Annotated in this window: 26 protein-coding genes; 15 read left to right on the top strand and 11 right to left on the bottom strand. The window is 61.7% G+C overall.

What is annotated here, in order from left to right:
• The first annotated feature begins 44 nt into the window (after nucleotides 1-44).
• The 5 genes from KJY40_RS08860 to KJY40_RS08845 all read left to right on the top strand — a co-directional run bounded on the left by KJY40_RS08860 (nucleotide 45) and on the right by KJY40_RS08845 (nucleotide 3,462).
• Nucleotides 45-401, top strand: a complete 357-nt coding sequence (locus KJY40_RS08860; protein WP_003222798.1) for a 4a-hydroxytetrahydrobiopterin dehydratase — start codon at nucleotides 45-47, stop codon at nucleotides 399-401.
• A complete protein-coding gene (locus KJY40_RS08855) occupies nucleotides 401-1,594 on the top strand; it encodes an amino acid aminotransferase (protein ID WP_230736239.1) in 1,194 nt (397 codons plus the stop codon). Before KJY40_RS08860 ends, KJY40_RS08855 begins: the two co-directional genes overlap by 1 nt.
• 200 nt (nucleotides 1,595-1,794) lie before the next feature.
• Nucleotides 1,795-1,926, top strand: coding sequence for a hypothetical protein (locus tag KJY40_RS29595; RefSeq protein ID WP_264302538.1), 132 nt, complete (start codon nucleotides 1,795-1,797; stop codon nucleotides 1,924-1,926).
• A 73-nt stretch (nucleotides 1,927-1,999) separates the two neighbouring features.
• Nucleotides 2,000-2,179 (top strand): hypothetical protein, encoded by a 180-nt coding sequence (locus KJY40_RS08850; RefSeq protein ID WP_007958348.1) that lies wholly within the window; start codon nucleotides 2,000-2,002, stop codon nucleotides 2,177-2,179.
• Nucleotides 2,180-2,274: 95 nt separating this feature from the next.
• Nucleotides 2,275-3,462 (top strand): MFS transporter, encoded by a 1,188-nt coding sequence (locus KJY40_RS08845; RefSeq protein WP_230737662.1) that lies wholly within the window; start codon nucleotides 2,275-2,277, stop codon nucleotides 3,460-3,462.
• On the opposite strand, the gene arfB is transcribed toward KJY40_RS08845, so the two are convergent.
• From arfB to KJY40_RS08805, 8 genes are all read right to left on the bottom strand, one after another.
• Nucleotides 3,459-3,872, bottom strand: coding sequence for an alternative ribosome rescue aminoacyl-tRNA hydrolase ArfB (gene arfB, locus KJY40_RS08840; protein WP_230736237.1), 414 nt, complete (start codon nucleotides 3,870-3,872; stop codon nucleotides 3,459-3,461). The genes KJY40_RS08845 and arfB overlap by 4 nt on opposite strands.
• Before the next feature lie 90 nt (nucleotides 3,873-3,962).
• Complete coding sequence (locus tag KJY40_RS08835; protein ID WP_230736235.1) at nucleotides 3,963-5,381, bottom strand: amino acid permease; 1,419 nt, start codon at nucleotides 5,379-5,381, stop codon at nucleotides 3,963-3,965.
• Nucleotides 5,382-6,228: 847 nt separating this feature from the next.
• Complete coding sequence (gene rluB / locus KJY40_RS08830) at nucleotides 6,229-7,446, bottom strand: 23S rRNA pseudouridine(2605) synthase RluB (protein WP_230736233.1); 1,218 nt, start codon at nucleotides 7,444-7,446, stop codon at nucleotides 6,229-6,231.
• Between the two features lie 154 nt (nucleotides 7,447-7,600).
• On the bottom strand, nucleotides 7,601-7,792 hold the full coding sequence (locus tag KJY40_RS08825) for a DUF1289 domain-containing protein (RefSeq protein ID WP_230736231.1): 192 nt from the start codon (nucleotides 7,790-7,792) through the stop codon (nucleotides 7,601-7,603).
• A 145-nt stretch (nucleotides 7,793-7,937) separates the two neighbouring features.
• Nucleotides 7,938-8,939, bottom strand: a complete 1,002-nt coding sequence (gene scpB / locus KJY40_RS08820; protein WP_230736229.1) for an SMC-Scp complex subunit ScpB — start codon at nucleotides 8,937-8,939, stop codon at nucleotides 7,938-7,940.
• Nucleotides 8,940-8,950: 11 nt separating this feature from the next.
• Nucleotides 8,951-9,649: a segregation and condensation protein A gene (locus KJY40_RS08815; protein WP_170844946.1), complete on the bottom strand. Its 699-nt coding sequence runs from the start codon at nucleotides 9,647-9,649 to the stop codon at nucleotides 8,951-8,953.
• A 120-nt stretch (nucleotides 9,650-9,769) separates the two neighbouring features.
• Complete coding sequence (locus tag KJY40_RS08810) at nucleotides 9,770-10,399, bottom strand: L-threonylcarbamoyladenylate synthase (RefSeq protein ID WP_115076972.1); 630 nt, start codon at nucleotides 10,397-10,399, stop codon at nucleotides 9,770-9,772.
• Between the two features lie 13 nt (nucleotides 10,400-10,412).
• A complete protein-coding gene (locus KJY40_RS08805; RefSeq protein ID WP_230736226.1) occupies nucleotides 10,413-11,276 on the bottom strand; it encodes a PHP domain-containing protein in 864 nt (287 codons plus the stop codon).
• Between the two features lie 87 nt (nucleotides 11,277-11,363).
• Here KJY40_RS08805 and KJY40_RS08800 point away from each other — a divergent pair, with 87 nt between their 5' ends.
• The 6 genes from KJY40_RS08800 (at nucleotide 11,364) to KJY40_RS08775 (ending at nucleotide 15,583) form a co-directional block, all read left to right on the top strand.
• Entirely contained in the window at nucleotides 11,364-11,960 is a 597-nt protein-coding gene (locus tag KJY40_RS08800) for a septation protein A (RefSeq protein ID WP_230736224.1), read from the top strand.
• A gap of 1 nt (nucleotide 11,961) precedes the next feature.
• Nucleotides 11,962-12,261, top strand: a complete 300-nt coding sequence (locus tag KJY40_RS08795; protein WP_134334346.1) for a YciI family protein — start codon at nucleotides 11,962-11,964, stop codon at nucleotides 12,259-12,261.
• A gap of 121 nt (nucleotides 12,262-12,382) precedes the next feature.
• Nucleotides 12,383-12,793 (top strand): translation initiation factor 2, encoded by a 411-nt coding sequence (locus tag KJY40_RS08790; protein ID WP_039765500.1) that lies wholly within the window; start codon nucleotides 12,383-12,385, stop codon nucleotides 12,791-12,793.
• Nucleotides 12,794-12,800: 7 nt separating this feature from the next.
• Entirely contained in the window at nucleotides 12,801-13,478 is a 678-nt protein-coding gene (locus KJY40_RS08785) for a response regulator transcription factor (protein ID WP_007958370.1), read from the top strand.
• Nucleotides 13,479-13,614: 136 nt separating this feature from the next.
• Nucleotides 13,615-14,064, top strand: coding sequence for a Spy/CpxP family protein refolding chaperone (locus KJY40_RS08780; protein ID WP_007958371.1), 450 nt, complete (start codon nucleotides 13,615-13,617; stop codon nucleotides 14,062-14,064).
• A 178-nt stretch (nucleotides 14,065-14,242) separates the two neighbouring features.
• Nucleotides 14,243-15,583: a sensor histidine kinase gene (locus KJY40_RS08775; RefSeq protein WP_230736223.1), complete on the top strand. Its 1,341-nt coding sequence runs from the start codon at nucleotides 14,243-14,245 to the stop codon at nucleotides 15,581-15,583.
• A 5-nt stretch (nucleotides 15,584-15,588) separates the two neighbouring features.
• Here KJY40_RS08775 and KJY40_RS08770 read toward each other — a convergent pair whose 3' ends face one another.
• Nucleotides 15,589-16,155 (bottom strand): nitroreductase family protein, encoded by a 567-nt coding sequence (locus KJY40_RS08770; RefSeq protein WP_230736221.1) that lies wholly within the window; start codon nucleotides 16,153-16,155, stop codon nucleotides 15,589-15,591.
• A gap of 121 nt (nucleotides 16,156-16,276) precedes the next feature.
• On the opposite strand from KJY40_RS08770, the gene KJY40_RS08765 reads away from it, so the two are divergent.
• Complete coding sequence (locus KJY40_RS08765; RefSeq protein ID WP_007958377.1) at nucleotides 16,277-17,731, top strand: TrkH family potassium uptake protein; 1,455 nt, start codon at nucleotides 16,277-16,279, stop codon at nucleotides 17,729-17,731.
• On the opposite strand, the gene KJY40_RS08760 is transcribed toward KJY40_RS08765, so the two are convergent.
• Entirely contained in the window at nucleotides 17,688-18,749 is a 1,062-nt protein-coding gene (locus tag KJY40_RS08760) for an AraC family transcriptional regulator (protein ID WP_202949245.1), read from the bottom strand. The two genes, KJY40_RS08765 and KJY40_RS08760, sit on opposite strands and share 44 nt — an antisense overlap.
• A 167-nt stretch (nucleotides 18,750-18,916) precedes the next feature.
• Between KJY40_RS08760 and KJY40_RS08755 the strand changes: the two genes are divergently transcribed.
• Nucleotides 18,917-19,228 carry a DUF962 domain-containing protein gene (locus KJY40_RS08755; RefSeq protein ID WP_127797264.1) on the top strand — a complete coding sequence of 104 codons (312 nt, stop codon included), beginning with the start codon at nucleotides 18,917-18,919 and terminating at the stop codon, nucleotides 19,226-19,228.
• A gap of 24 nt (nucleotides 19,229-19,252) precedes the next feature.
• The gene (locus tag KJY40_RS08750) at nucleotides 19,253-19,843 is read left to right on the top strand and encodes an HD domain-containing protein (protein ID WP_207985384.1); all 591 of its coding nucleotides are present in this window, start codon (nucleotides 19,253-19,255) and stop codon (nucleotides 19,841-19,843) included.
• A 153-nt stretch (nucleotides 19,844-19,996) separates the two neighbouring features.
• On the opposite strand, the gene KJY40_RS08745 is transcribed toward KJY40_RS08750, so the two are convergent.
• Nucleotides 19,997-20,812 (bottom strand): UDP-2,3-diacylglucosamine diphosphatase, encoded by an 816-nt coding sequence (locus KJY40_RS08745; RefSeq protein WP_007958385.1) that lies wholly within the window; start codon nucleotides 20,810-20,812, stop codon nucleotides 19,997-19,999.
• A gap of 132 nt (nucleotides 20,813-20,944) precedes the next feature.
• Between KJY40_RS08745 and KJY40_RS08740 the strand changes: the two genes are divergently transcribed.
• The gene (locus KJY40_RS08740) at nucleotides 20,945-21,709 is read left to right on the top strand and encodes an AraC family transcriptional regulator (protein ID WP_230736219.1); all 765 of its coding nucleotides are present in this window, start codon (nucleotides 20,945-20,947) and stop codon (nucleotides 21,707-21,709) included.
• Nucleotides 21,710-21,760: the final 51 nt, after the last annotated feature.

The raw sequence follows: 21,760 nt of genomic DNA, 5'->3' as shown, positions 1-21,760 counted from the left end.
ACCGCCAATATAAAAAAACACCTTCAGATTTCAGGAAGTCCACCATGTCCACTTTGAACCAAGCCCATTGCGAAGCCTGCCGTGCCGATGCCCCACAAGTCAGCGATGAAGAACTGCCGATTCTGATCAAGCAGATCCCTGACTGGAACATCGAAGTACGCGACAGCATCATGCAGCTGGAAAAAGTCTTCCTGTTCAAGAATTTCAAGCACGCTCTGGCCTTCACCAACGCCGTCGGCGAAATCTCCGAGGCCGAAGGTCACCACCCGGGTCTGCTGACCGAGTGGGGCAAAGTCACCGTGACCTGGTGGAGCCACTCGATCAAGGGCCTGCACCGCAACGACTTCATCATGGCCGCGCGCACTGACGAAGTGGCCAAGACTGCAGAAGGACGCAAGTAATGCACTTCGACGCCATCGGCCGGGTGCCCGGCGACCCGATCCTCGGCCTGATGGAGGCCTACGCGCAGGACTCCAACCCGCGCAAGTTCGACCTCGGCGTGGGCGTCTACAAGGATGCCCAGGGCCTGACGCCAATCCCCGAGGCGGTGAAAATCGCCGAGGCGCGTCTGGTCGAGAGCCAGGACACCAAGACCTACATCGGTGGCCACGGCAATCCGCTGTTCGGCAAGGTCATCAACGAACTGGTGCTCGGTACCGATTCGGCGCTGATCGCCGAGCAACGCGCCGGCGCTACCCAGACCCCGGGCGGCACGGGCGCCCTGCGTCTGGCTGCAGATTTCATCGCGCAATGCCTGCCGGGCAAAGGTGTGTGGCTGAGCAACCCGACCTGGCCGATCCACGAAACGATTTTCGCGGCCGCCGGGGTCAAGATCAGCCATTACCCCTACGTCGGCAGCGACAACCGCCTCGACGTCGATGCGATGCTCGCCGTGCTCAATGAAGTGCCGAAAGGCGATGTGGTGCTGTTGCATGCGTGCTGCCACAACCCGACCGGTTTCGACCTGAGCCACGACGACTGGCATCGCGTGCTGGAGGTGGTACGCCGCCGTGACCTGCTGCCGCTGATCGACTTTGCCTACCAGGGCTTTGGCGACGGTCTGGAGCAGGATGCATGGTCGACCCGGCTGTTCGCCGCCGAGCTGCCCGAGCTGCTGATCACCAGTTCCTGCTCGAAGAACTTCGGCCTGTACCGCGACCGCACCGGTGCGTTGATCGTCAGCGCGAAAACCGCTGACAAGCTCATCGACATCCGCAGCCAGTTGGCGCACATCGCCCGCAACCTGTGGTCGACGCCACCGGATCACGGCGCAGCCGTCGTCGCAACAATCCTCGCCGACCCGGAGCTGAAGCGCCGCTGGGCCGACGAAGTGGAAGCCATGCGCCTTCGCATCGCCCAGTTGCGCAGCGGTCTGGTGGAAGCGCTGGAACCGCACGGTCTGCGCGAGCGTTTTGCGCATATCGGCGTGCAACGCGGGATGTTCTCCTACACCGGCCTGTCGCCGGAACAGGTGAAAAACCTGCGCGAGCATCACAGCGTGTACATGGTCAGCTCGGGCCGGGCAAACGTCGCCGGGATCGATGCGACGCGCCTCGACCTGCTGGCCGAAGCGATCGCCAACGTCTGCAAATAAACGAATGTCGGAGACGGCGGGCATACCGCCGCCCCTGCATTTGCCCTGCGTCACCCTGTCGCACTTGTCTAGACAATCCCGCCCGTCGAAACAAATGGATTTAAAAATCTGTTTGTCACTTTTCCTGCTGTATCCTTCGCAGGCTTTCTGAAAGCGCGGATCTACCAGATCTATCAACAGACTTAGCGAGGAGCGCAACCATGCACGAGATTCCGAATCTCCCCTTCCCAAGCCTGCACGAAACTGAGCAGACGACCACGCAACAAGCCGGTGCCCAACAGCCCGAGTCGAAAGAAGCCGCCGAGAGCCGTCCGGCCGACAGCGAAGAGTAAGCAACACCCGCCGTACAGACCGTGTGGAAAGCGCTAACATGCGCTTTCCACACTGCCTGAAACCTGAGCTGCCATGTCCAAAGAATTCGATGAACAACAGGCCGAGATCCTGATCGGTGCCACCGAGAAGATGATCGAGATCTGGAGCCGTCTCTCGCCCGAGAAACAGGCCGCCCTGCTCGCCCGTTTCGGCAGCGAAGAAAACGCGCTGGCTGCACTGGTCACCACGCAATTGGTCGCCCCGGCCAAATAGTTTTACTTTTCCCCGCCCCAGACGCGTCCGCATCGGTATCATGAGCAGCCTATCTATTCTGCTCTTCCCGTGGATCGTAATTCATGTCGTCCTCTATGCCAGAACCCCAGCGTCCCCTGGCGGTCACGCTGCAAGTCGTTTCCATCGTCCTGTTCACCTTCATCGGCTATTTGAACATCGGCATTCCGCTGGCCGTGCTGCCCGGTTACGTCCATAGCGACCTGGGCTTCGGCGCGGTCATCGCCGGGCTGGTGATCAGCGTGCAATACCTCGCCACGCTGCTCAGCCGTCCGTATGCCGGCAAGATCATCGACAACAAGGGCAGCAAACGCGCGGTGATGATTGGCCTGGCCGGTTGTGGCTTGAGCGGTGTGTTCATGCTGATTTCGGCGTGGACGCCCAATCTGCCGCTGCTGAGCCTGATCAGTCTGTTCGTCGGCCGTCTGGTGCTGGGCAGCGCTGAAAGCCTGGTCGGCTCAGGCTCGATCGGCTGGGGCATCGGCCGCGTCGGTGCCGCCAACACCGCCAAGGTGATCTCGTGGAACGGCATCGCCAGTTACGGCGCGCTGGCGGTCGGTGCGCCACTGGGAGTGTGGCTGGTCAGCCGTTTCGGTCTGTGGAGCATGGGCGTGAGCATTCTGCTGCTGGCGGCGCTGGGGCTGCTGCTGGCCTGGCCGAAGACTGCTGCGCCGATCGTGGCCGGTGAGCGCCTGCCGTTCATGCACGTTCTCGGCCGTGTCTTCCCGCACGGCTGCGGTCTGGCGCTGGGCTCGATCGGTTTCGGCACCATCGCCACCTTCATCACCCTGTATTACGCCACGCAACACTGGGATAACGCCGTGCTGTGCCTGAGCCTGTTCGGCGCCAGCTTCATCGGTGCGCGACTGCTGTTCGGCAACCTGATCAACCGCCTCGGCGGCTTTCGCGTGGCGATTGCCTGCCTGTCGGTGGAAACCCTGGGCCTGCTGTTGTTGTGGCTCGCGCCCGACGCGCACTGGGCCTTGGCCGGTGCGGCATTGAGCGGTTTCGGTTTCTCGCTGGTGTTCCCGGCGCTGGGCGTGGAAGCGGTGAATCTGGTTCCGGCTTCCAGCCGTGGTGCGGCGGTCGGCGCCTATTCGCTGTTCATCGACTTGTCATTAGGGATCACCGGGCCGCTGGCGGGAGCCATTGCGGCGGGCTTCGGTTTTGCCTCGATCTTCCTGTTCGCCGCCCTCGCCGCGCTGAGCGGTCTGGCCTTGAGCGCCTATCTCTACCGCCACACGGCGAAGTATCGCGAAGACTAGAAATCCACCTTGCCGCGCCCGGCCTTGATGCTGCCGCGTTTGGTTTTCGATTCGAGCCGACGCTTCTTCGAACCCAGCGTCGGCTTGGTCGGCCGGCGCTTCTTCTCGACCTTGGTGGCACTGAGGATCAGCTCGGTCAGACGCTCCAGCGCATCGGCGCGATTCTGTTCCTGCGTGCGGTACTGCTGAGCCTTGATGATCAGCACGCCATCGCCGGTGATGCGACTGTCGCGCAGCGCCAGCAGCCGCTCCTTGTAGAACCCGGGCAAGGACGAGGCGGGAATGTCGAAGCGCAGGTGCACGGCGCTGGAGACCTTGTTGACGTTCTGCCCACCGGCGCCCTGGGCGCGGATGTACGTCAGTTCGATCTCGGCATCCGGCAGATGCACGTTGTTGGAAATCACCAGCATGGAAAAGCGTCCGTATTCAGAACCCGCAGGATACCGCGAAAGCACAAAAAACCCGGCACTTGGCCGGGTTTGTTGTTTTTGCAACGACGCTTACTTGGCAGCGCTCGCGGCGTGCAGTGCCTGTTGAGCACCGCGCTTGTTCTTGATCACGTAGCAGACCCACATGAACACCACCCACACCGGGATCGCGTACACCGAGACCTGAATGCCCGGGATCAGCAGCATCACGCCGAGGATGAACAGGACGAACGCCAGGCAGATGTAGTTGCCGTACGGGTACCACAGCGCCTTGAACAGCGGCTTCTGGTGGGTCTTGTTCATGTGCTGACGGAACTTGAAGTGCGAGAAGCTGATCATCGCCCAGTTGATCACCAGCGTTGCAACCACCAGCGACATCAGCAGTTCCAGCGCGTGTTGCGGGATCAGGTAGTTGAGCAGCACGGCCACCAGGGTCACCGCCGCCGACGCCAGGATCGAACGCACCGGCACGCCGCGCTTGTCGATCTTCGCCAGCGCTTTCGGCGCATCGCCCTGCTCGGCCATGCCCAGCAGCATGCGGCTGTTGCAGTAGGTGCCGCTGTTGTACACCGACAATGCCGCGGTCAGAACCACGAAGTTGAGGATGTGCGCGGCGGTGTTGCTGCCAAGCATCGAGAACACCTGCACGAACGGGCTGCCGCTGTAGGAATCGCCCGAAGCATTGAGGGTTTCCAGCAGGCTGTCCCACGGGGTCAGCGACAACAGGATCACCAGTGCGCCGATGTAGAAAATCAGGATCCGGTAGATCACCTGGTTGATCGCTTTCGGGATCACGGTTTTCGGCTTGTCGGCTTCGGCTGCGGTGAAACCGAGCATTTCCAGGCCGCCGAAGGAGAACATGATGATCGCCATGGCCATTACCAGACCGCTCACACCGTTCGGGAAGAAGCCGCCGTGGGACCACAGGTTGCTCACCGCCGCCTGCTCGCCGCCATGGCCGCTGACCAGCAGGTAGCTGCCCAGGGCGATCATGCCGACGATCGCCACGACCTTGATGATCGCGAACCAGAACTCGGCTTCACCGAAGACTTTGACGTTGGCCAGGTTGATCGCATTGATCAGCACGAAGAACGCGGCAGCAGTGACCCAGCTCGGGATCTCCGGCGCCCAGTAGTGGATGTATTTGCCGACCGCCGTCAGCTCCGACATGCCCACCAGGATGTACAGGATCCAGCAGTTCCAGCCCGACAGGAAGCCGGCGAAACCGCCCCAGTATTTGTGCGCAAAATGGCTGAAGGAACCGGCCACCGGCTCTTCGACGATCATTTCGCCGAGCTGGCGCATGATCATGAAGGCGATGAAGCCGCAGATGGCATAGCCGAGGATCATCGACGGGCCGGCGGATTTCAGCACCCCGGCCGAGCCGAGGAACAATCCGGTACCGATCGCGCCACCGAGGGCGATCAGTTGAATATGGCGATTTTTCAGGCCGCGTTTCAGCTCGCCTGATTGCGAGTTTTGTCCACTCATGAAAAAGGTCTCACGCAAGGTTTGATGATGTTCAGTAGACGTTGCTGCAAGGCTGCGATTTCAGCCAACCTTGATCAAACCCCAGCGCAGGCACCAGGAATTCAGCTTTTTTACAACGGTCATGCGTCACCTGTTTGTTTTTATCTGTGACGAAATCGAACCCGACACGCTTGTGACGCGGCGGAGTGAACAAGGCGGATAAACCTTGAGGTTTGCGCGATTACGCAGAGGGTCACAGTTAAAACGCGGCGCATTGTACACCGCTAACCCCCTGCTGCCAGACCTCGCCGGATCAGCGTGTCGGTTGCCGGGATTGCATGTGTCCACCCCGGGAAGCCCGGGCGGCTGCAAAAATTGAGTCAGGCCTTTGCAGGCCATCGGCGTGGACGATGGAAAAACCGCCCCACGTGGAGAAGTGAAATTGGATAACGGCGTTCATTGCGCCTCCTTCTTGTTATGCACCTGCACGACAGGCATGCAGCGCATCTCACCTTCCAAACGACGCTGAAACAAGCGCGCCAGAGCGCTGCGCAAGGCCCGGCGGACCTGGCTCCGGCAGATTTTCCTTACAGCCTGACAAACGCACCCGATTTATGGGACGGCGACGGCTTTTTCGTAAACATTCACTGACAGTGCGTAACGTAAAGTTTCCACCTCAGACCCATCGAAGCGGCGTCCGATGATTGACGTTAGCTGGCTAACTATTTGAAAGGCGTTAAGTTTTTTGTTTTAAAACAAGAAAAACACGCCCGAAAAAAAGAAATAAAAAGTCCAAAAAAAACGCCAACCCTGAGGTTGGCGTTTCTGTTTTCAGCTTGAAGCTTGCCGCTCGAAGCTTACAACGGCCTTATTCAGGCTTCTTGCGACCGAAACCCGGACGCTGGCCGGAACCGACCGGGGCGCCACGGCGCTTGCCCGACGGCTTGTCATCGTCAGCCAGCTTGATGCCTGGACGCTTCGGCGCCGGCTTGGCCGGGCGCTTGGTGTCGGCTGGACGATCCGCCACCGGCGTACCGCGACCTTCGCCCCGCTCGGTACGGCCATTAGCCGGACGCGGCGTGCGTGGACCGCGCTCGCCATCCGGACGCGCTGCCGGCTTGCGACCTGGACGCTCGCCTTCGATCTGCGGCTCGCGGACCGGACGCGGACCGGCGCCAATCGGTGCACCGTTGGCCGGACGCAGGGTGCGCACGCGCTCGGTACGGGCCATCGGACGCGACGACTTGCGCTGCATGCGGTCGAGCTTGTCTTTGCTCTTGGCGTTCAGTTGCGGCATGGCCACCGGGGTCAGGCCGACTTCGGCGCTCAGCACGTCGACTTCGTACTGGCTCATTTCGCGCCAGCGGCCCATCGGCAGGTCGGAATTGAGGAACACCGGACCGAAACGCACGCGCTTCAGACGGCTGACCACCAGGCCCTGGGATTCCCACAGGCGACGTACTTCACGGTTACGGCCTTCCATCACCACGCAGTGATACCAGTGGTTGAAGCCTTCGCCGCCCGGTGCCTGTTGAATGTCGGTGAAACGCGCCGGGCCGTCTTCCAGCACAACGCCGGCCTTGAGGCGCTCGATCATTTCGTCATCGACTTCGCCACGTACACGCACCGCGTACTCACGGTCCATCTCGTAGGACGGGTGCATCAGGCGGTTGGCCAGTTCACCGTCAGTGGTGAACATCAGCAGACCGGTGGTGTTGATGTCGAGACGACCGATGTTGATCCAGCGGCCTTCTTTCGGACGCGGCAGCTTGTCGAACACGGTCGGACGGCCTTCCGGGTCGTCACGGGTGCAGATCTCGCCATCGGGCTTGTTGTACATGATGACGCGGCGAACCGACTCGGCGGCTTCTTCGCGCTTGATGACTTTGCCATCAATGGTGATGGCGTCGTGCATGTCGACACGCAGGCCCAAGGTAGCGTCTTTGCCATTGACCTTGATACGGCCGGCAGCGATCCAGGATTCGACGTCACGGCGCGAGCCGACGCCGATACGGGCGAGGACTTTCTGCAGCTTTTCGCCTGCTGGGCCTATTTCCTGGTCGTCTTTCTGATTGATGTCACTCATCTGGGCACCTCCCGGTGTGGTCTGTTCAGCGGCGCTGAATTGAGCCGCTGAAGCGTTGAAATCTGGGTTTTCGGGCGAAGGGATCGCCGAAGGGTCGCGAATCATACGCGGATGTGGCCGCGCGCGCATCAGAGACTAGTCGATCAAACCAAGGTTATTTCTTTTTCCGCCGACCGGTGGCCCCGAGCTTGATCAGACGCAGCGCAGCTTCGGCCAGTACGGTGCGCTTGTCGTCCTTGTCGAGTTTCTTCCAGGCCCGGATCTCGCGCTTGCTACGGCCGCAGCCGAGGCAGATGTCATCGCTGAACTTGCAGACGTTGATGCACGGATCCCTGGTTGAGCTCATCAATTACTCCAGAACAGCGCATAAACCTGTGGGAGCGGGCTTGCCCGCGATGAGGCCGGTACATTCAACATCATCTTTGACTGCTCGGGCACCTTCGCGGGCAAGCCCGCTCCCACAGGGTGCTTCGTTACCAGGAACATTGAGCTCAATCCTCGAACTCGCGGCGTTCGGCTTCGATGGCTTCGGCCAGGGCGCGGGCTTCGGCTTCTTCTTCGCTCAGTTCTTCCTCGGCGGCAGGTTCCGGTGCGGGCTGTTCAAGCCGGGCGACGGCGGCCAGCAGTTTTTCCCGGGCTTCGGCCACACCGAGCACATCGTCTTCCTGCTCGGGCTCTGGCTCGAATTCTGGCTCGGACTCGAATTCAGGCTCACCCTCAACCGACTGCTCGAGCGGATCGGACTCAAACCCGGTCGGCATCGATTCGCCGCCCACCCCGTCACGCAGCAAGTCGTCGAAGTCGGTCTTGATCCCCTCCTCCATGCTGTCCAGTTCCAGCAGCAGGGTGTGGAAACTGGTTTCCTCCTTCGGCTCTTCCTGCTCGACACTGGCGTCGGCCAGCTCCTGCAAGCCTGGCGGCACCGGCGCGTCGTCGAAGTCGAGCACCGGATCAGCCTCCATTTCGCGCAGTTCGGCCAGTGGCGGCAGTTCGTCGAGGCTTTTCAGATTGAAGTGATCAAGAAACAGCTTGGTGGTGGCAAACATCGCCGGTTTGCCCGGCACGTCGCGGTAGCCGACGATGCGGATCCACTCGCGTTCCATCAGCGTCTTGACGATGTTGGTGTTGACCGCCACGCCCCGCACATCCTCGATCTCGCCCCGGGTGATCGGCTGGCGATAGGCGATCAGCGCCATGGTTTCCAGCAGCGCTCGGGAATAGCGCTGCGGACGCTCTTCCCACAGTCGACCGACCCACGGCGCGAACTTCTCACGGATTTGCAGGCGATAGCCGGAAGCGACTTCCTTGAGCTCGAACGCCCGGCCCTCGCAGGACTTGCCGAGCAGGGTCAGGGCTTTCTTGAAGACCGGCGGTTCCGGGCGCTCGCCTTCTTCGAAGAGTTCATACAGGCGCTCGAGGGATTGCGGCTTTCCCGAGGCCAACAGAAAGGCTTCAAGCAGGGACGCCAGCTCGCGGGGTTCAGTCAGGTTCATATCGGGACTCGTTATTCGGCTCGGGCTCGCACGTGGATCGCGGCGAACGGCTCATTCTGCACCAGCTCGATCAAGGATTCCTTGACCAGTTCAAGGATGGCCATGAAAGTCACCACCACCCCGAGCTTGCCCTCTTCGGCGGTGAACAGCTCGACGAACGGCACAAACCCGCCGCCCTTGAGCCGCTCCAGCACGTCGCTCATGCGCTCGCGGGTGGACAGCGCCTCGCGGCTGACCTGATGGCTTTCGAACATGTCGCCCCGGCGCAGCACTTCGGCCATGGACATCAGGATTTCTTCCAGCGCCACGTCCGGCAACAGCTTGCGCGCGCGGGCTTCCGGGGCATCGAGCTTGGGCACGATCACGTCGCGACCGACCCGGCTCAGGCCATCGATGCCTTCGGCAGCGGCCTTGAACCGTTCGTACTCCTGCAGGCGGCGGATCAGTTCGGCGCGCGGATCGTCCTCTTCGTCCTCGACGGTTTCGGCCCGGGGCAGCAGCATCCGCGACTTGATCTCGGCCAGCATCGCGGCCATCACCAGGTACTCGGCGGCCAGCTCCAGGCGCACCGACTGCATCAGCTCGACATAACCCATGTACTGGCGGGTGATTTCCGCCACCGGGATGTCGAGGATGTTGATGTTCTGTTTGCGGATCAGGTACAGCAGCAGGTCGAGCGGGCCTTCGAAGGCTTCGAGGAACACTTCCAGCGCGTCCGGCGGGATGTACAGGTCCAGCGGCATCTCAGTGACCGCCTGGCCATAGACCATGGCAAACGGCAGTTCCTGCTGGGCACCGGCCTGGGGATCAACGGTTTCCACTGCGGACATTCAGGCCTCGACCATGAATGGAGCCGGATCGCCGCAACCGACGCGGATCACTTCCGGATCGTCGCCGGTGAGGTCGATCACGGTGGAAGCCTTGATGCCGCCGGAACCGCCGTCGATGATCAGATCGACCTGATGCTCGAGCAACTGGCGCATTTCGTACGGATCGCTCAGCGGGTCTTCTTCGCCCGGCATGATCAGGGTCACGCTCATCAGCGGCTCACCCAGTTCGGCCAGCAACGCCAATGCGATCGGATGGCTCGGCACCCGCAGACCGATGGTGCGTTTCTTCGGATGCAGCAGCAGGCGCGGCACTTCGCGGGTGGCGTTGAGGATGAAGGTGTACGGCCCTGGCAAGTGGGCTTTAAGGATTCGAAAGGTTCCGGTGTCGATCTTGGCGTAATTGCCCAGTTGCGACAGGTCGCTGCAGATCAGCGCGAAGTTGTGCTTTTCGTCGAGCTGACGCAGGCGTCGAACGCGCTCGATGCCGTTCTTGTCGCCGATCTGGCAGCCGATTGCGTAGGAAGAGTCCGTGGGATAGACCACCACCCCGCCCTTGCGGATGATCTCGACCGCCTGTTTGATCAGGCGCGCTTGCGGGTTTTCCGGATGAATCTGGAAAAATTGACTCACATTCTCTACCTGTTCAGACGGCGGCAATAACTGTGTCATGTTTGAACCGACACCACAGGGGTGGAAGGTCCTCCGGCACCGGCCGGTACTGGCCGATCTCGGACCAGCCACCAGGGCCATGGAAATCACTGCCGGCGCTGACCAGCAGACCGAACTCACGGGCAAGAATCGCAAGGCTGCCCACCTGTTCCGCAGGCTGATGACCGTTGACCACTTCGATCGCCTGCCCGCCCGCTTGAATATAGTCGGCAATCAGCTTTCGGCGCTTGCTGCGGGTGAAATCGTAGTGCCACGGATGCGCCAGACTGACCCAGGCACCGGCGGCGCGCAGCGTGCCGACGGTGTCTTCGAGGGTCGGCCAGTGTTGCTTGACGTCCCCCAGCTTGCCGGCGCCGAGCCATTTGCGAAACGCCTCGGCGCGATCCTTTACAAAACCTTCACGCACCATCCAGTCGGCGAAATGCGGGCGGGCCGGCGCGTTGCCGCTGTCGCCCAGTTCCTGCTGAATCTGCCGCGCGCCGTCGAGCGCATTCGGCATGCCCTTGAGGGCGAGCTTGCGGCTTATTTCCTTGGACCGCAGCCAGCGGCCGTCGTGCAACTGCGCAATCGCCTCGACCAACGGTGCGGCGTTGACGTCGAAACCGTAGCCGAGCACGTGAATGGTCGCCCCGCCCCAGGTGCAGGACAACTCGACGCCGTTGACCAGTTGCATGCCCAGCCCCTCGGCGGCCGTGCGCGCTTCGGCGAGGCCCTCGAGGGTGTCATGATCGGTCAGGGCCAGGACTCGCACGCCGTTCTCGAACGCACGCGCAACCAGTGCCGCAGGCGCCAGGGCGCCATCGGAGGCCGTGCTGTGGCAGTGCAAATCAACATTCACGGGGATGTGTAACCTCAAATCAGCTGGCGCTATCGCGCGCCCATATGTTTGTTATTATGCCGCCACATCCAGCTTCTGGCTCTCACTGTGAAACAATTCATCGATTTCATCCCGCTTCTGCTGTTCTTCATCGTCTACAAACTCGATCCACGCACCGTCGATGTTGCCGGCCATGAACTGACGGCAGGCGGCATTTACAGTGCCACCGCCATGCTGATCATCAGCTCCCTGGTGGTGTACGGCGCGCTCTTCATCAAGCAGCGCAAGCTGGAGAAGAGCCAGTGGCTGACGCTGGTCGCCTGCCTTGTGTTCGGCAGCCTGACCCTGGCCTTTCACAGCGAAACCTTCCTGAAATGGAAAGCCCCGGTGGTCAACTGGCTGTTCGCCCTGGCCTTCATCGGCAGCCATTTCATCGGTGACCGCCTGCTGATCAAACGCATCATGGGCCACGCGCTGACCCTGCCGGATCCGGTCTGGACCCGACTGAACATCGCCTGGATCGGTTTCTTCCTGTTCTGCGGGGCCGCCAACCTGTTCGTCGCCTTCACCTTCCAGAGCATCTGGGTGGACTTCAAGGTGTTCGGCAGCCTGGGCATGACCGTGCTGTTCCTGGTCGGTCAGGGCATCTACCTGTCCCGTCACCTGCACGACGCCGATACCACAACGCCAAAAACCGAGGACTGACATGCTCTACGCCATCATTGCCACCGACGTCGCCAATTCCCTGGACGCCCGCCTCGCTGCGCGCCCGGCACACCTTGAACGCCTGCAAGTGCTCAAGGGCGAAGGCCGCATCGTGCTGGCCGGCCCGCACCCGGCGGTCGACAGCAATGATCCGGGCGCAGCAGGTTTCAGCGGCAGCCTGATCGTCGCCGAATTCGACTCCCTGAGCGCGGCGCAAGCCTGGGCCGATGCCGACCCGTACGTCGCCGCTGGCGTCTACGCCAATGTTGTCGTGAAGCCGTTCAAGCAAGTCCTGCCGTAACCTCCCCCGCAAAAGCCCTCAGCGCGATGAACCTTGTCGGTTCATCGCGTTCTCAATCGCTCATTATTCTCGTTTGCCGGCCGACAACCTGCCCAATATCCATTTGGAAACAGGAGTCGCGATGCGCAAGGGTCCGTTGTGTCTGATGTTGGTCACGTTGTCGATCATGGCGCCCGCCCATGGTGAAGAAAGCACCGAAGGCAACAGCTCCACGCCGCTTTCATTGAGCGCCGGCAGCCAGATCACCGAGTTGCAGCAGCGCCTGAAGGCCAGCGAGCAGCAACGGGAAGAACTGAGCAAACAACTGCAAAATGCCGACAACACCCGCGAAAGCGCCCAGCTTGCCCGGTTGCGCCAGGAGAACCAGCGTCTGAAGCTGCAACTCAAGGAAGCCCAGGCCAGCCCGCTGCCGCGCCTGCTGACCGAACAGCAGCAATGGTTCGTCACCGGGGCCGGGGTAGCGCTATTGGCGCTGCTCTGCGGTATCTTTGCCAGTGGAGCAAGCCGAAAACGTCGGCAATGGCTAAATTGAGTGAGTCATGAGCGAGCTGTTACTGATTGATGATGACCAGGAGTTGTGCGAACTCCTGAGTAGCTGGCTGAGCCAGGAAGGCTTTCAGGTCCGGGCCTGCCACGATGGCCAGAGCGCCCGCAAGGCGCTGGCCGAAACCGCGCCGGCGGCCGTGGTGCTGGACGTGATGCTGCCCGACGGCAGCGGTCTGGAACTGCTCAAGCAACTGCGCAGCGATCACGCTGATCTGCCGGTGCTGATGCTCTCGGCCCGGGGCGAGCCGCTGGACCGGATCCTCGGCCTGGAACTGGGCGCCGACGATTACCTGGCCAAACCCTGCGATCCGCGCGAACTGACCGCCCGCCTGCGCGCCGTGCTGCGCCGCAGTCATCCGGCCGCCGTGTCGACCCAGCTCGAACTGGGCGACCTGAGCTTCAGCCCGGTGCGCGGCGTGGTCAGCATCGACGAAAAGGAATTCACCCTCACCGTCTCCGAAAGCCGCCTGCTCGAAGCCCTGCTCAAGCAACCGGGCGAGCCGCTGGACAAACAGGAACTGGCGCAGATCGCCCTCGGCCGCAAGCTGACCCTGTACGACCGCAGCCTGGACATGCACGTCAGCAACCTGCGCAAAAAGATCGGCCCGCACCCCGACGGCCGCCCGCGCATCGTCGCCCTGCGCAGCCGTGGCTACTACTACAGCCTCTGATCGTCTGGAAGTTTTGTCAGGTCGGCGCGAAAACGTGTTTACCCAAGCTTTACACAGCGCTGACCGCCGCTGACCTTGATCTCCGTAATCTGTACTCATCCGGAACGTACCGGGAACGAGACAAAGGAGATTCACCATGCGCAAGACTCTTATCGCTCTGATGTTTGCCGCTGCCCTGCCGACCGTCGCCATGGCCATGCCACAGGATGGCGGCCCGATGGGTGGCCCGCTGGACGGCCCGCGCCATGGCGGTCAGATGCACGGCATGCACGGCAAAGGCCCGTACAGCCAGCTGGACCTGTCACGCGAACAGCGCGAGCAGATCCGCAAGATCATGGGCGAGCAGATGCACGAGCGTAAGCAGACGGTCGAAAAATACCTGGAGAAACTCTCGCCAGCCGACCAGAAAGCCATGAAGGACGAGATGGCGGCCAACCACAAGAAAGCCGAGTCGGATGTCCGCGCCGTGTTGAAACCGGATCAACAGAAGAAATTCGACGAGATCCAGAAGAAACAGGCCGAGCGTCGCGCCGAATGGGCCGAGTTCAAAGCCTGGAAAGCGCAACAGCCGCAAAAGGCGCAATAATGCAGTAACTTCGGATCCGACGGCTAAACACCGTCGGATCTGTTGCCACTCAATTCAGATGTGGGAGCGGGCTTGCTCGCGAAGAGGGAGTGTCAGTCGACATCATCGGTGACTGACACACCGCATTCGCAAGCAAGCCCGCTCCCACATTGGATTTGTTTTTGCTTGAGGATTTTCTGTGCGTTCATTGTTCTGGCGTATCCTCGCCAGCTTCTGGCTGGCCATCGCTCTGGTTGCAGGGCTTTCCATTCTGCTGGGGCACATGCTCAATCAGGATGCTTGGATCCTCAGCCGCCATCCGGGCCTCAACACCCTGGCTGCCGAATGGACGCAGACCTACGAAGCCCAGGGCGAAGACGCCGCCCAGGACATCCTCGAACAGCGCAAACGCCAGTACCACATCGACGTCCAAGTGCTGAACGAAAGCGGCGACCCGGTGGTGCGCGGCACCTTCCCTCGGCGCGCGGCGGCCTTCGAGGCGCGGCAGAACAACGATGACCGACGCCTGCCCTGGCGCCGTCTGACCGACGAATTCACCAGCGACAAAAGCGGCGATACCTACCTCTTCATCTACCGCATCCCGCACCCGGAACTCGACGCCTGGCACCGCGAAAGCCTGCTCTGGCCGTTGAGTGCGCTGGGTATCGCGCTGGTGGTGCTGACCTTGTTCAGCCTGCTGGTGACGTTCTCTATCACCCGCCCGCTCAGTCGCCTGCGCGGCGCGGTGCATGACCTCGGCCAGACCACCTATCAACAGAACAGCCTCGCGCAACTGGCCAACCGCCGCGATGAATTCGGTGTGCTGGCCAATGACTTCAACCGCATGGGCGCACGCCTGCAAAGTCTGATCGGCAGTCAGCGCCAGTTGCTGCGCGACGTCTCCCACGAATTGCGTTCACCGCTGGCACGGCTGCGCATCGCCCTGGCCCTGGCGGAACGGGCCAGCCCGGAAGAACGGGAAAAACTCTGGCCGCGCCTGACCCGCGAGTGTGATCGGCTGGAAGCGCTGATCAGTGAAATTCTGGTGCTGGCGCGGGTCGATGCCGACAACGCCAGCGCCGAAGACGTGGATTTGAATGCCTTGCTCGCCACCTTGCAAAAGGACGCGCAATTGGGTTCACCGGATCAGACCGTACGCCTGGAGGCCGAGCCGGCGCTCAATCTGACAGGCTGGCCGACCATGATCGAGCGCGCCGTGGACAACCTGCTGCGCAATGCCCAGCGCTTCAACCCGGTGGGGCAGTCGATTGAAATGCAGGCGTCACGTCAGGGCGAGCGGATCGTGGTCAGCGTACGTGACCATGGGCCGGGGGTGCAGGCCGAGCATCTGAGCCAGTTGGGCGAACCGTTTTATCGGGCGCCGGGGCAGACGGCTGCCGGCCATGGCCTGGGACTGGCGATTGCCCGGCGGGCGGCGGAACGGCATGGCGGGACATTAGTACTGGCCAATCACCCGCAGGGCGGGTTTGTGGCCAGTCTTGAGTTACCGCTGGAGCCGGGGGCTGTTGTTCAGCCCTGATGGAATCAGGATTTCCCCGGCCAGGCGCTGACAAACTCCGCCAGATCAACCTTCTCGGCCACCCGCGGTTCTTTCTGCGGCGTGCCGAGGTACAGGAACGCAATCACCTCTTCGTCATCCGTCAGCCCCAAACCCTTGGCGACATGCTTCGAGTACGCCAGATCACCGGTGCGCCACACCGCGCCAATCCCCTGCGCGTAAGCCGCCAGCAGAATCCCGTGAGCCGCACAGCCTGCGGCCAGCAACTGCTCGGCCTTCGGGTATTTGACGTGATCCTGCAATTTGGCGATGACCACGACCACCAGCGGCGCCCGCAGCGGGCCGTTGCGCGCCTTGTCGATCATCGCTTCGGTGATTTCGCCTTCCTGCATTTGCGCCGCTTCGGCCAGCAACTCGCCCATCTGCTCACGCGCCGCGCCTTCGACGGTCAGGAAGCGATACGGCTGCAAATGGCCGTGATCCGGTGCGCGGGTCGCGGCGGCGAACAGCACTTCGCGCTGTTCGGCGGTGGGGGCCGGATCGATCAGTCGTGGAACGGAAACACGGTTGAGCAAAGCGTCGAGAGCCTGCATCGGCCACCTCCTGAAAAAAATGTCCGGCTATTCTAGCTGCAAGTGATCCAGACGCGTCGGTTTACATGCCTTGCACCGCAGGTAGAATGGCGCCCTTCCCACATCAGCCCGAGCGGACTTCATGGCGTTGCCGACCTTACGGATCATTGGTTTCATCATCGGCATCTTCCTGATCACCCTGGCCATCGCCATGGTCGTGCCCATGGCCACCCTGGTGATTTTCGAGCGCACCGGCGATCTGCCGTCGTTCCTCTGGGCGAGCATGATCACCTTCGTCGCCGGCCTCGCGCTGGTGATTCCCGGTCGCCCGGAACACATTCACCTGCGCCCCCGGGACATGTACCTGCTGACTGTCAGCAGCTGGCTGGTGGTGTGCATTTTCGCCGCGCTGCCGTTTTTGCTGACTCAGCACATCAGTTACACCGACTCGTTCTTCGAAAGCATGTCCGGCATCACGGCCACCGGCTCGACCGTGCTCAACCATCTGGACGACATGTCCCCCGGCATTCTGATGTGGCGCTCGCTGCTGCACTGGATCGGCGGCATCGGCTTTATCGGCATGGCGGTGGCGATCCTGCCGCTGCTGCGCATCGGTGGCATGCGTCTGTTCCAGACCGAATCCTCCGACCGCTCGGAAAAGGTCATGCCCCGCTCGCACATGGTGGCGCGGCTGATCGTGGCAGCCTACGTCGGCATTACGATTCTCGGCAGCCTGGCGTTCTGGTGGGCCGGGATGAGCCCGTTCGATGCGATCAACCACGCGATGTCGGCGATTTCCACCGGCGGGTTCTCGACCTCCGACCAGTCCCTGGCCAAGTGGACGCAACCGGCGGTGCACTGGGTCGCGGTGGTGGTGATGATTCTTGGCAGCCTGCCGTTCACCCTGTACGTGGCGACGCTGCGCGGCAACCGCCGGGCGCTGATCAAGGATCAACAGGTGCAGGGTTTGCTCGGCATGTTGCTGGCGACCTGGCTGGTGCTCGGCACCTGGTACTGGTGGACCACTAACCTGCATTGGCTGGACGCCCTGCGCCATGTAGCGCTGAACGTGACGTCGGTAGTCACCACCACCGGATTTGCACTGGGAGATTACAGCCTGTGGGGCAACTTCTCGCTGATGCTGTTCTTCTATCTGGGCTTCGTCGGCGGCTGCTCCGGCTCGACGGCGGGCGGGATCAAGATCTTCCGTTTCCAGGTCGCCTACATCCTGCTCAAGGCCAACCTTAACCAGCTGATTCACCCACGCGCGGTAATCAAGCAGAAGTACAACGGTCATCGCCTCGACGAGGAAATTGTCCGTTCGATTCTGACCTTTTCGTTCTTCTTCGCCATCACCATTTGCGTGATCGCCCTGCTGCTGTCGCTATTGGGCGTGGACTGGATGACCGCACTGACCGGCGCCGCCAGCACCGTGTCCGGCGTAGGCCCCGGCCTGGGCGAGACCATCGGCCCGGCCGGCAACTTCGCCAGCCTGCCGGATGCGGCCAAGTGGATTCTGTCGTTCGGCATGCTGCTCGGCCGACTGGAGATCATTACGGTGTTTGTACTGTGTATTCCGGCGTTCTGGCGTCACTGATCGCGTTCGGCGCTTCCAGCAACCGCGCCCGGTAATCGCCGGGCGTGGTGTCGAACCAGCGGCGGAAGGCGCGGAAGAAATTGCTCGGATCGGCAAACCCCAACAGGTAGGCAATCTCCAGCAAGGTCATGCTCGGCTGCGCCAGGTATTGCTCGGCGAGTTCGCGGCGGGTGTCGTCGAGCAACTGCTGAAAACTGGTGCCCTCCTCCTGCAAGCGCCGTTGCAAGGTGCGCTGCGACAAGTGCAGGGTCTGCGCAACCGTGTCGCGCTTGGGTTCGCCCTGGGGCAGCAAGCGACACAGCACCTGACGCGCCTTGTGGGTCACGCGGCTTTCGGAAAACCGCGCCAGATATTCCCCGGCAAACCGGTCGTGCAGCAGCGCCATCGCCTCGTTGGCGGTGGGCAATGGCGCTTCCATGTCGGCCCGTTCGAAGATCAGCGCGTCATACGGCGCGTTGAACACCAGCGGTGCATGGAAGGCTTGTTTGTAGGGTTCAAGGTCATCCGGCTCATCGCCCTGCACCAGCACTTTGCGCGGGTGCAGCGTGCGCCCGGTCAGCCAGCCGCACAGCGCCAGCGCGCAGGCCAGCGAGGCTTCGGCACTTTGCCGGGTCGGCGGCAGATGATCGCCATGTACCGTCAGAATCAACGCATAACCTTCATCGAGCAGACGAAAACTCAGGTCGGCACTTTCGGCGATGATCCGCTGATAACGCACCAGTCGCTGAAAACCTTCTGCCAGCGTATTGCTGGACATCAGCGCGTAGCCCGCAACATGGAACGAAGCCGGCCGCACCACCTTGCCCATGTTCAAGCCGATGGCGGGATTACCGGACAGTTCGACCGCCCGTTGCCAGAGTCGGGTCATGGAATCCTGTGGGAAACGTGCGTCCGGATCCTCCAGCGCCGCGTAGTCGAGCCCCAGCTGTCTGAACAAAACCCGGCAATCCAGGCCGTCCATTTCCAGTGCCTTGACAATCCCCATCGCCCAGCTTGCAGAAGTCGTTCGTTCGCTCATGGCGTTTTTTCTTGAATGACATGATGAGCCGCATACTACGGCCGATTTCCCAAGGATAGTAAAGTGGCGCCGATTGTCACTGGCCGACGCCATTGATCACTCTAGACTCAAATAAGCTACCCGCCGAACAACTTGCAATCAGAACAATAACCACAGAGATCGCAGTCGTGGAAACCATCAAGCATTTCAACAGCTTCGCCGAGTTCTATCCGTATTACCTCAGCGAGCACAGCAACAGCACCTGCCGTCGCCTGCATTTCATCGGCACGACGCTGGTGATCTTCATTCTCGCCCTGACCATCGCCAAGGGCGCCTGGCTGCTTTTACTTGCGTTGCCGCTGGCGGGCTACAGCTTTGCCTGGGTCGGCCATTTCTTTTTCGAGAAAAACCGCCCGGCCACCTTCCAGCACCCGTTCTACAGCCTGCTCGGCGACTTCGTCATGTACCGCGACATGATCCTGGGCCGCGTGCCGTTCTAGAAATTCCGACCAAGAGGACTGCCGATGAATGCCACTGCACGTTTCACCCACATGAAGGACGGCACACAGGACGACTGGGCGATCATTGCGGCGGATTTCAGCGCCTACGCCCGTCAGTTGCCGGGCCGGATCATGGCCCACCTGAAACTGCTCGAAGGCGATTTCGGCGGTTTCCCGGTGGATCGCCTGACCCACTCGCTGCAAACCGCCACCCGCGCCTTTCGCGACGGACGCGATGAGGAATACGTGGTCTGCGCCCTGCTCCATGACATTGGCGACACCCTCGGTTCCTACAATCACCCGGACATCGCCGCCGCCATCCTCAAGCCGTTCGTCAGTGCCGAAAACCTGTGGATGGTGGAAAAACACGGGATCTTCCAGGGCTACTACTTCTTCCATCACCTGGGCATGGATCGTCACCTGCGCGAGCAATTCAGCGACCACCCGCAGTTTCTGGCGACCGCGGAGTTCTGCGCCAAATACGACGCGGCGGCGTTCGACCCCGAGTACGACACCCTGCCGCTGAGCTTCTTCGAACCGATGATGGAAAGGCTGTTCGCCCAGCCGAAGAACTCGATCTACAAAGCGGCGATGGAAGAGCACACCCCGGCCTGAATTTGATGTCGGCTGTACCGGCCTCTTCGTCGGATCGCCGCCCGGAGCAAGCCCGCTCCCACAGTGACCGCGTCGCTCATAGATTCTGTGTACGGCGCGAAACCTGTGGGAGCGGGCTTGCCCGCGAAGAGGCCATCGAAACCACCAGAGATCCTAAGCCAGCTCGGCAACCTTCGCCGCTTTCAATTCGGCTTCCCGCGCCTGTGCATCGGCCAGGCGATACAGCTCGATCGTGCCGTCCCAGTGCTCGATCAGCGCCGTACACGACTCCACCCAATCGCCACAGTTGAGGTAATCCACCTCGCCGACCTTGCGGATCTCGGCGTGGTGAATGTGCCCGCAGACCACACCGTGCAACTCGCGCTTCACGCATTCGTGGGCGATGGCTTCTTCGAAGTCGCTGATGAAGCTGACCGCGGTCTTCACCTTGTGCTTGAGATAGGCCGACAGCGACCAGTATCCGTAACCGTATTTCGCCCGCCAGTGATTGAGCCAGCGGTTGAGGGTCAGGGTGAATTCGTAGGCCGAATCACCGAGGAACGCGAGCCAGCGGTGATAGCGGGTGATCACGTCGAACTGGTCGCCGTGAATCACCAGCAGATGACGGCCATCAGCCGTGACGTGTACTGCTTCGTCAACCAACTGAATATTGCCCAGAATCAGTTTTGAATAGCGGCGCAGGAATTCGTCGTGGTTACCGGTGACGTAAATTACCTCGGTGCCACGCTTGCTCATGGTCAGCAAACGGCGGATTACGTTGGTGTGCGCCTGGGGCCAGTACATGCCGCCGCGCAGCTTCCAGCCGTCGATGATGTCACCGACCAGATAGATCTTGTCGGCGTGATAGCCCTTGAGAAATTGCGACAGATGCTCGGCCTGGCAATCTCGCGTGCCCAGGTGCACGTCGGAGATCCACAGGGTGCGAACCCGTTGTTTACGGCTGGGTCTGGCGAGCTCGGCGCTGGTCATGGGCAACCCTCTGCGATGTTTTCGCCACTCTGCGCGCGCCCGGTTAATCGACCATGACAGGTATGCGTCAGTCGTGTGACAAACGCGTCGCCCCTGCACCGGTGTAGACTGGCGGCTCGCCCGGAGACCGCCATGCAACCGATCCTGACCCTGCGCCATTACAGCCACGACCTGATCGCCCACAGCCACGACCACGCGCAACTGGTGTTCGGCCTGTCCGGCGCGCTGGATTTCGAAGTCGAAGGGCGCGGCAGTCAGGTATTGCAGCAGAGCTTCGTGGTGATCCCCGCCGGCGCGCATCACGCGTGCGGCAGTCCCAAGGGCAGCCGCTGTCTGGTGCTGGATGTGCCTGACGAACAATGGCTGACACGCTCCCTGGGCAATCACGCCGATTCCAGCCGGCGACTGCTGGACAGTGCAGCCCGGTTGTCGCTGGATGCCGGGCAGGGTCAATTGGTCAACTGGCTGGCAAACAGTCCGGTGGACGATCCGTTGATTGCGCAACAGGGCGCGGTGTTGTTGCTGGCGAGCCTGAACCACGTGCCACCCACCGAGATCGTCGCGCGCCGCCTGCCCTACGCGGCACTCGATGCGCACATCGAGCAGTACGCGGCCTATCCGCTGCAGGTCGCGGATCTGGCGCGCGTCGCCGGGTTATCCAGCGCCCGGTTACATGCGCGGTTCGTCGCCGAATGCGGGCAAACGCCGATGGACTACATTCGCAGTCGCCGTCTGCACAAAGCCGTGGCGCTGTTGCGCAACACCACGCTGCCCATCGGTGAAGTGGCCAGCCGTGTCGGCTACAACTCGCAAAGTGCGTTCTCGGCCGCCGTCCTGCGTGAGTTCGGCACCTCTCCTACACAATTGCGACGCGAGGCTGACGACAAAAGTCGATAGCCTGCCGACAGACTTTTCGGCTGTTACACGTTTCAATGTGTGCCTGAAATG

It is taken from the genome of Pseudomonas fitomaticsae, from assembly GCF_021018765.1.
GTDB classification, from domain to species: Bacteria; Pseudomonadota; Gammaproteobacteria; order Pseudomonadales; family Pseudomonadaceae; genus Aquipseudomonas; species Aquipseudomonas fitomaticsae.
This window is presented reverse-complemented; position numbering and strand designations above follow the sequence as displayed.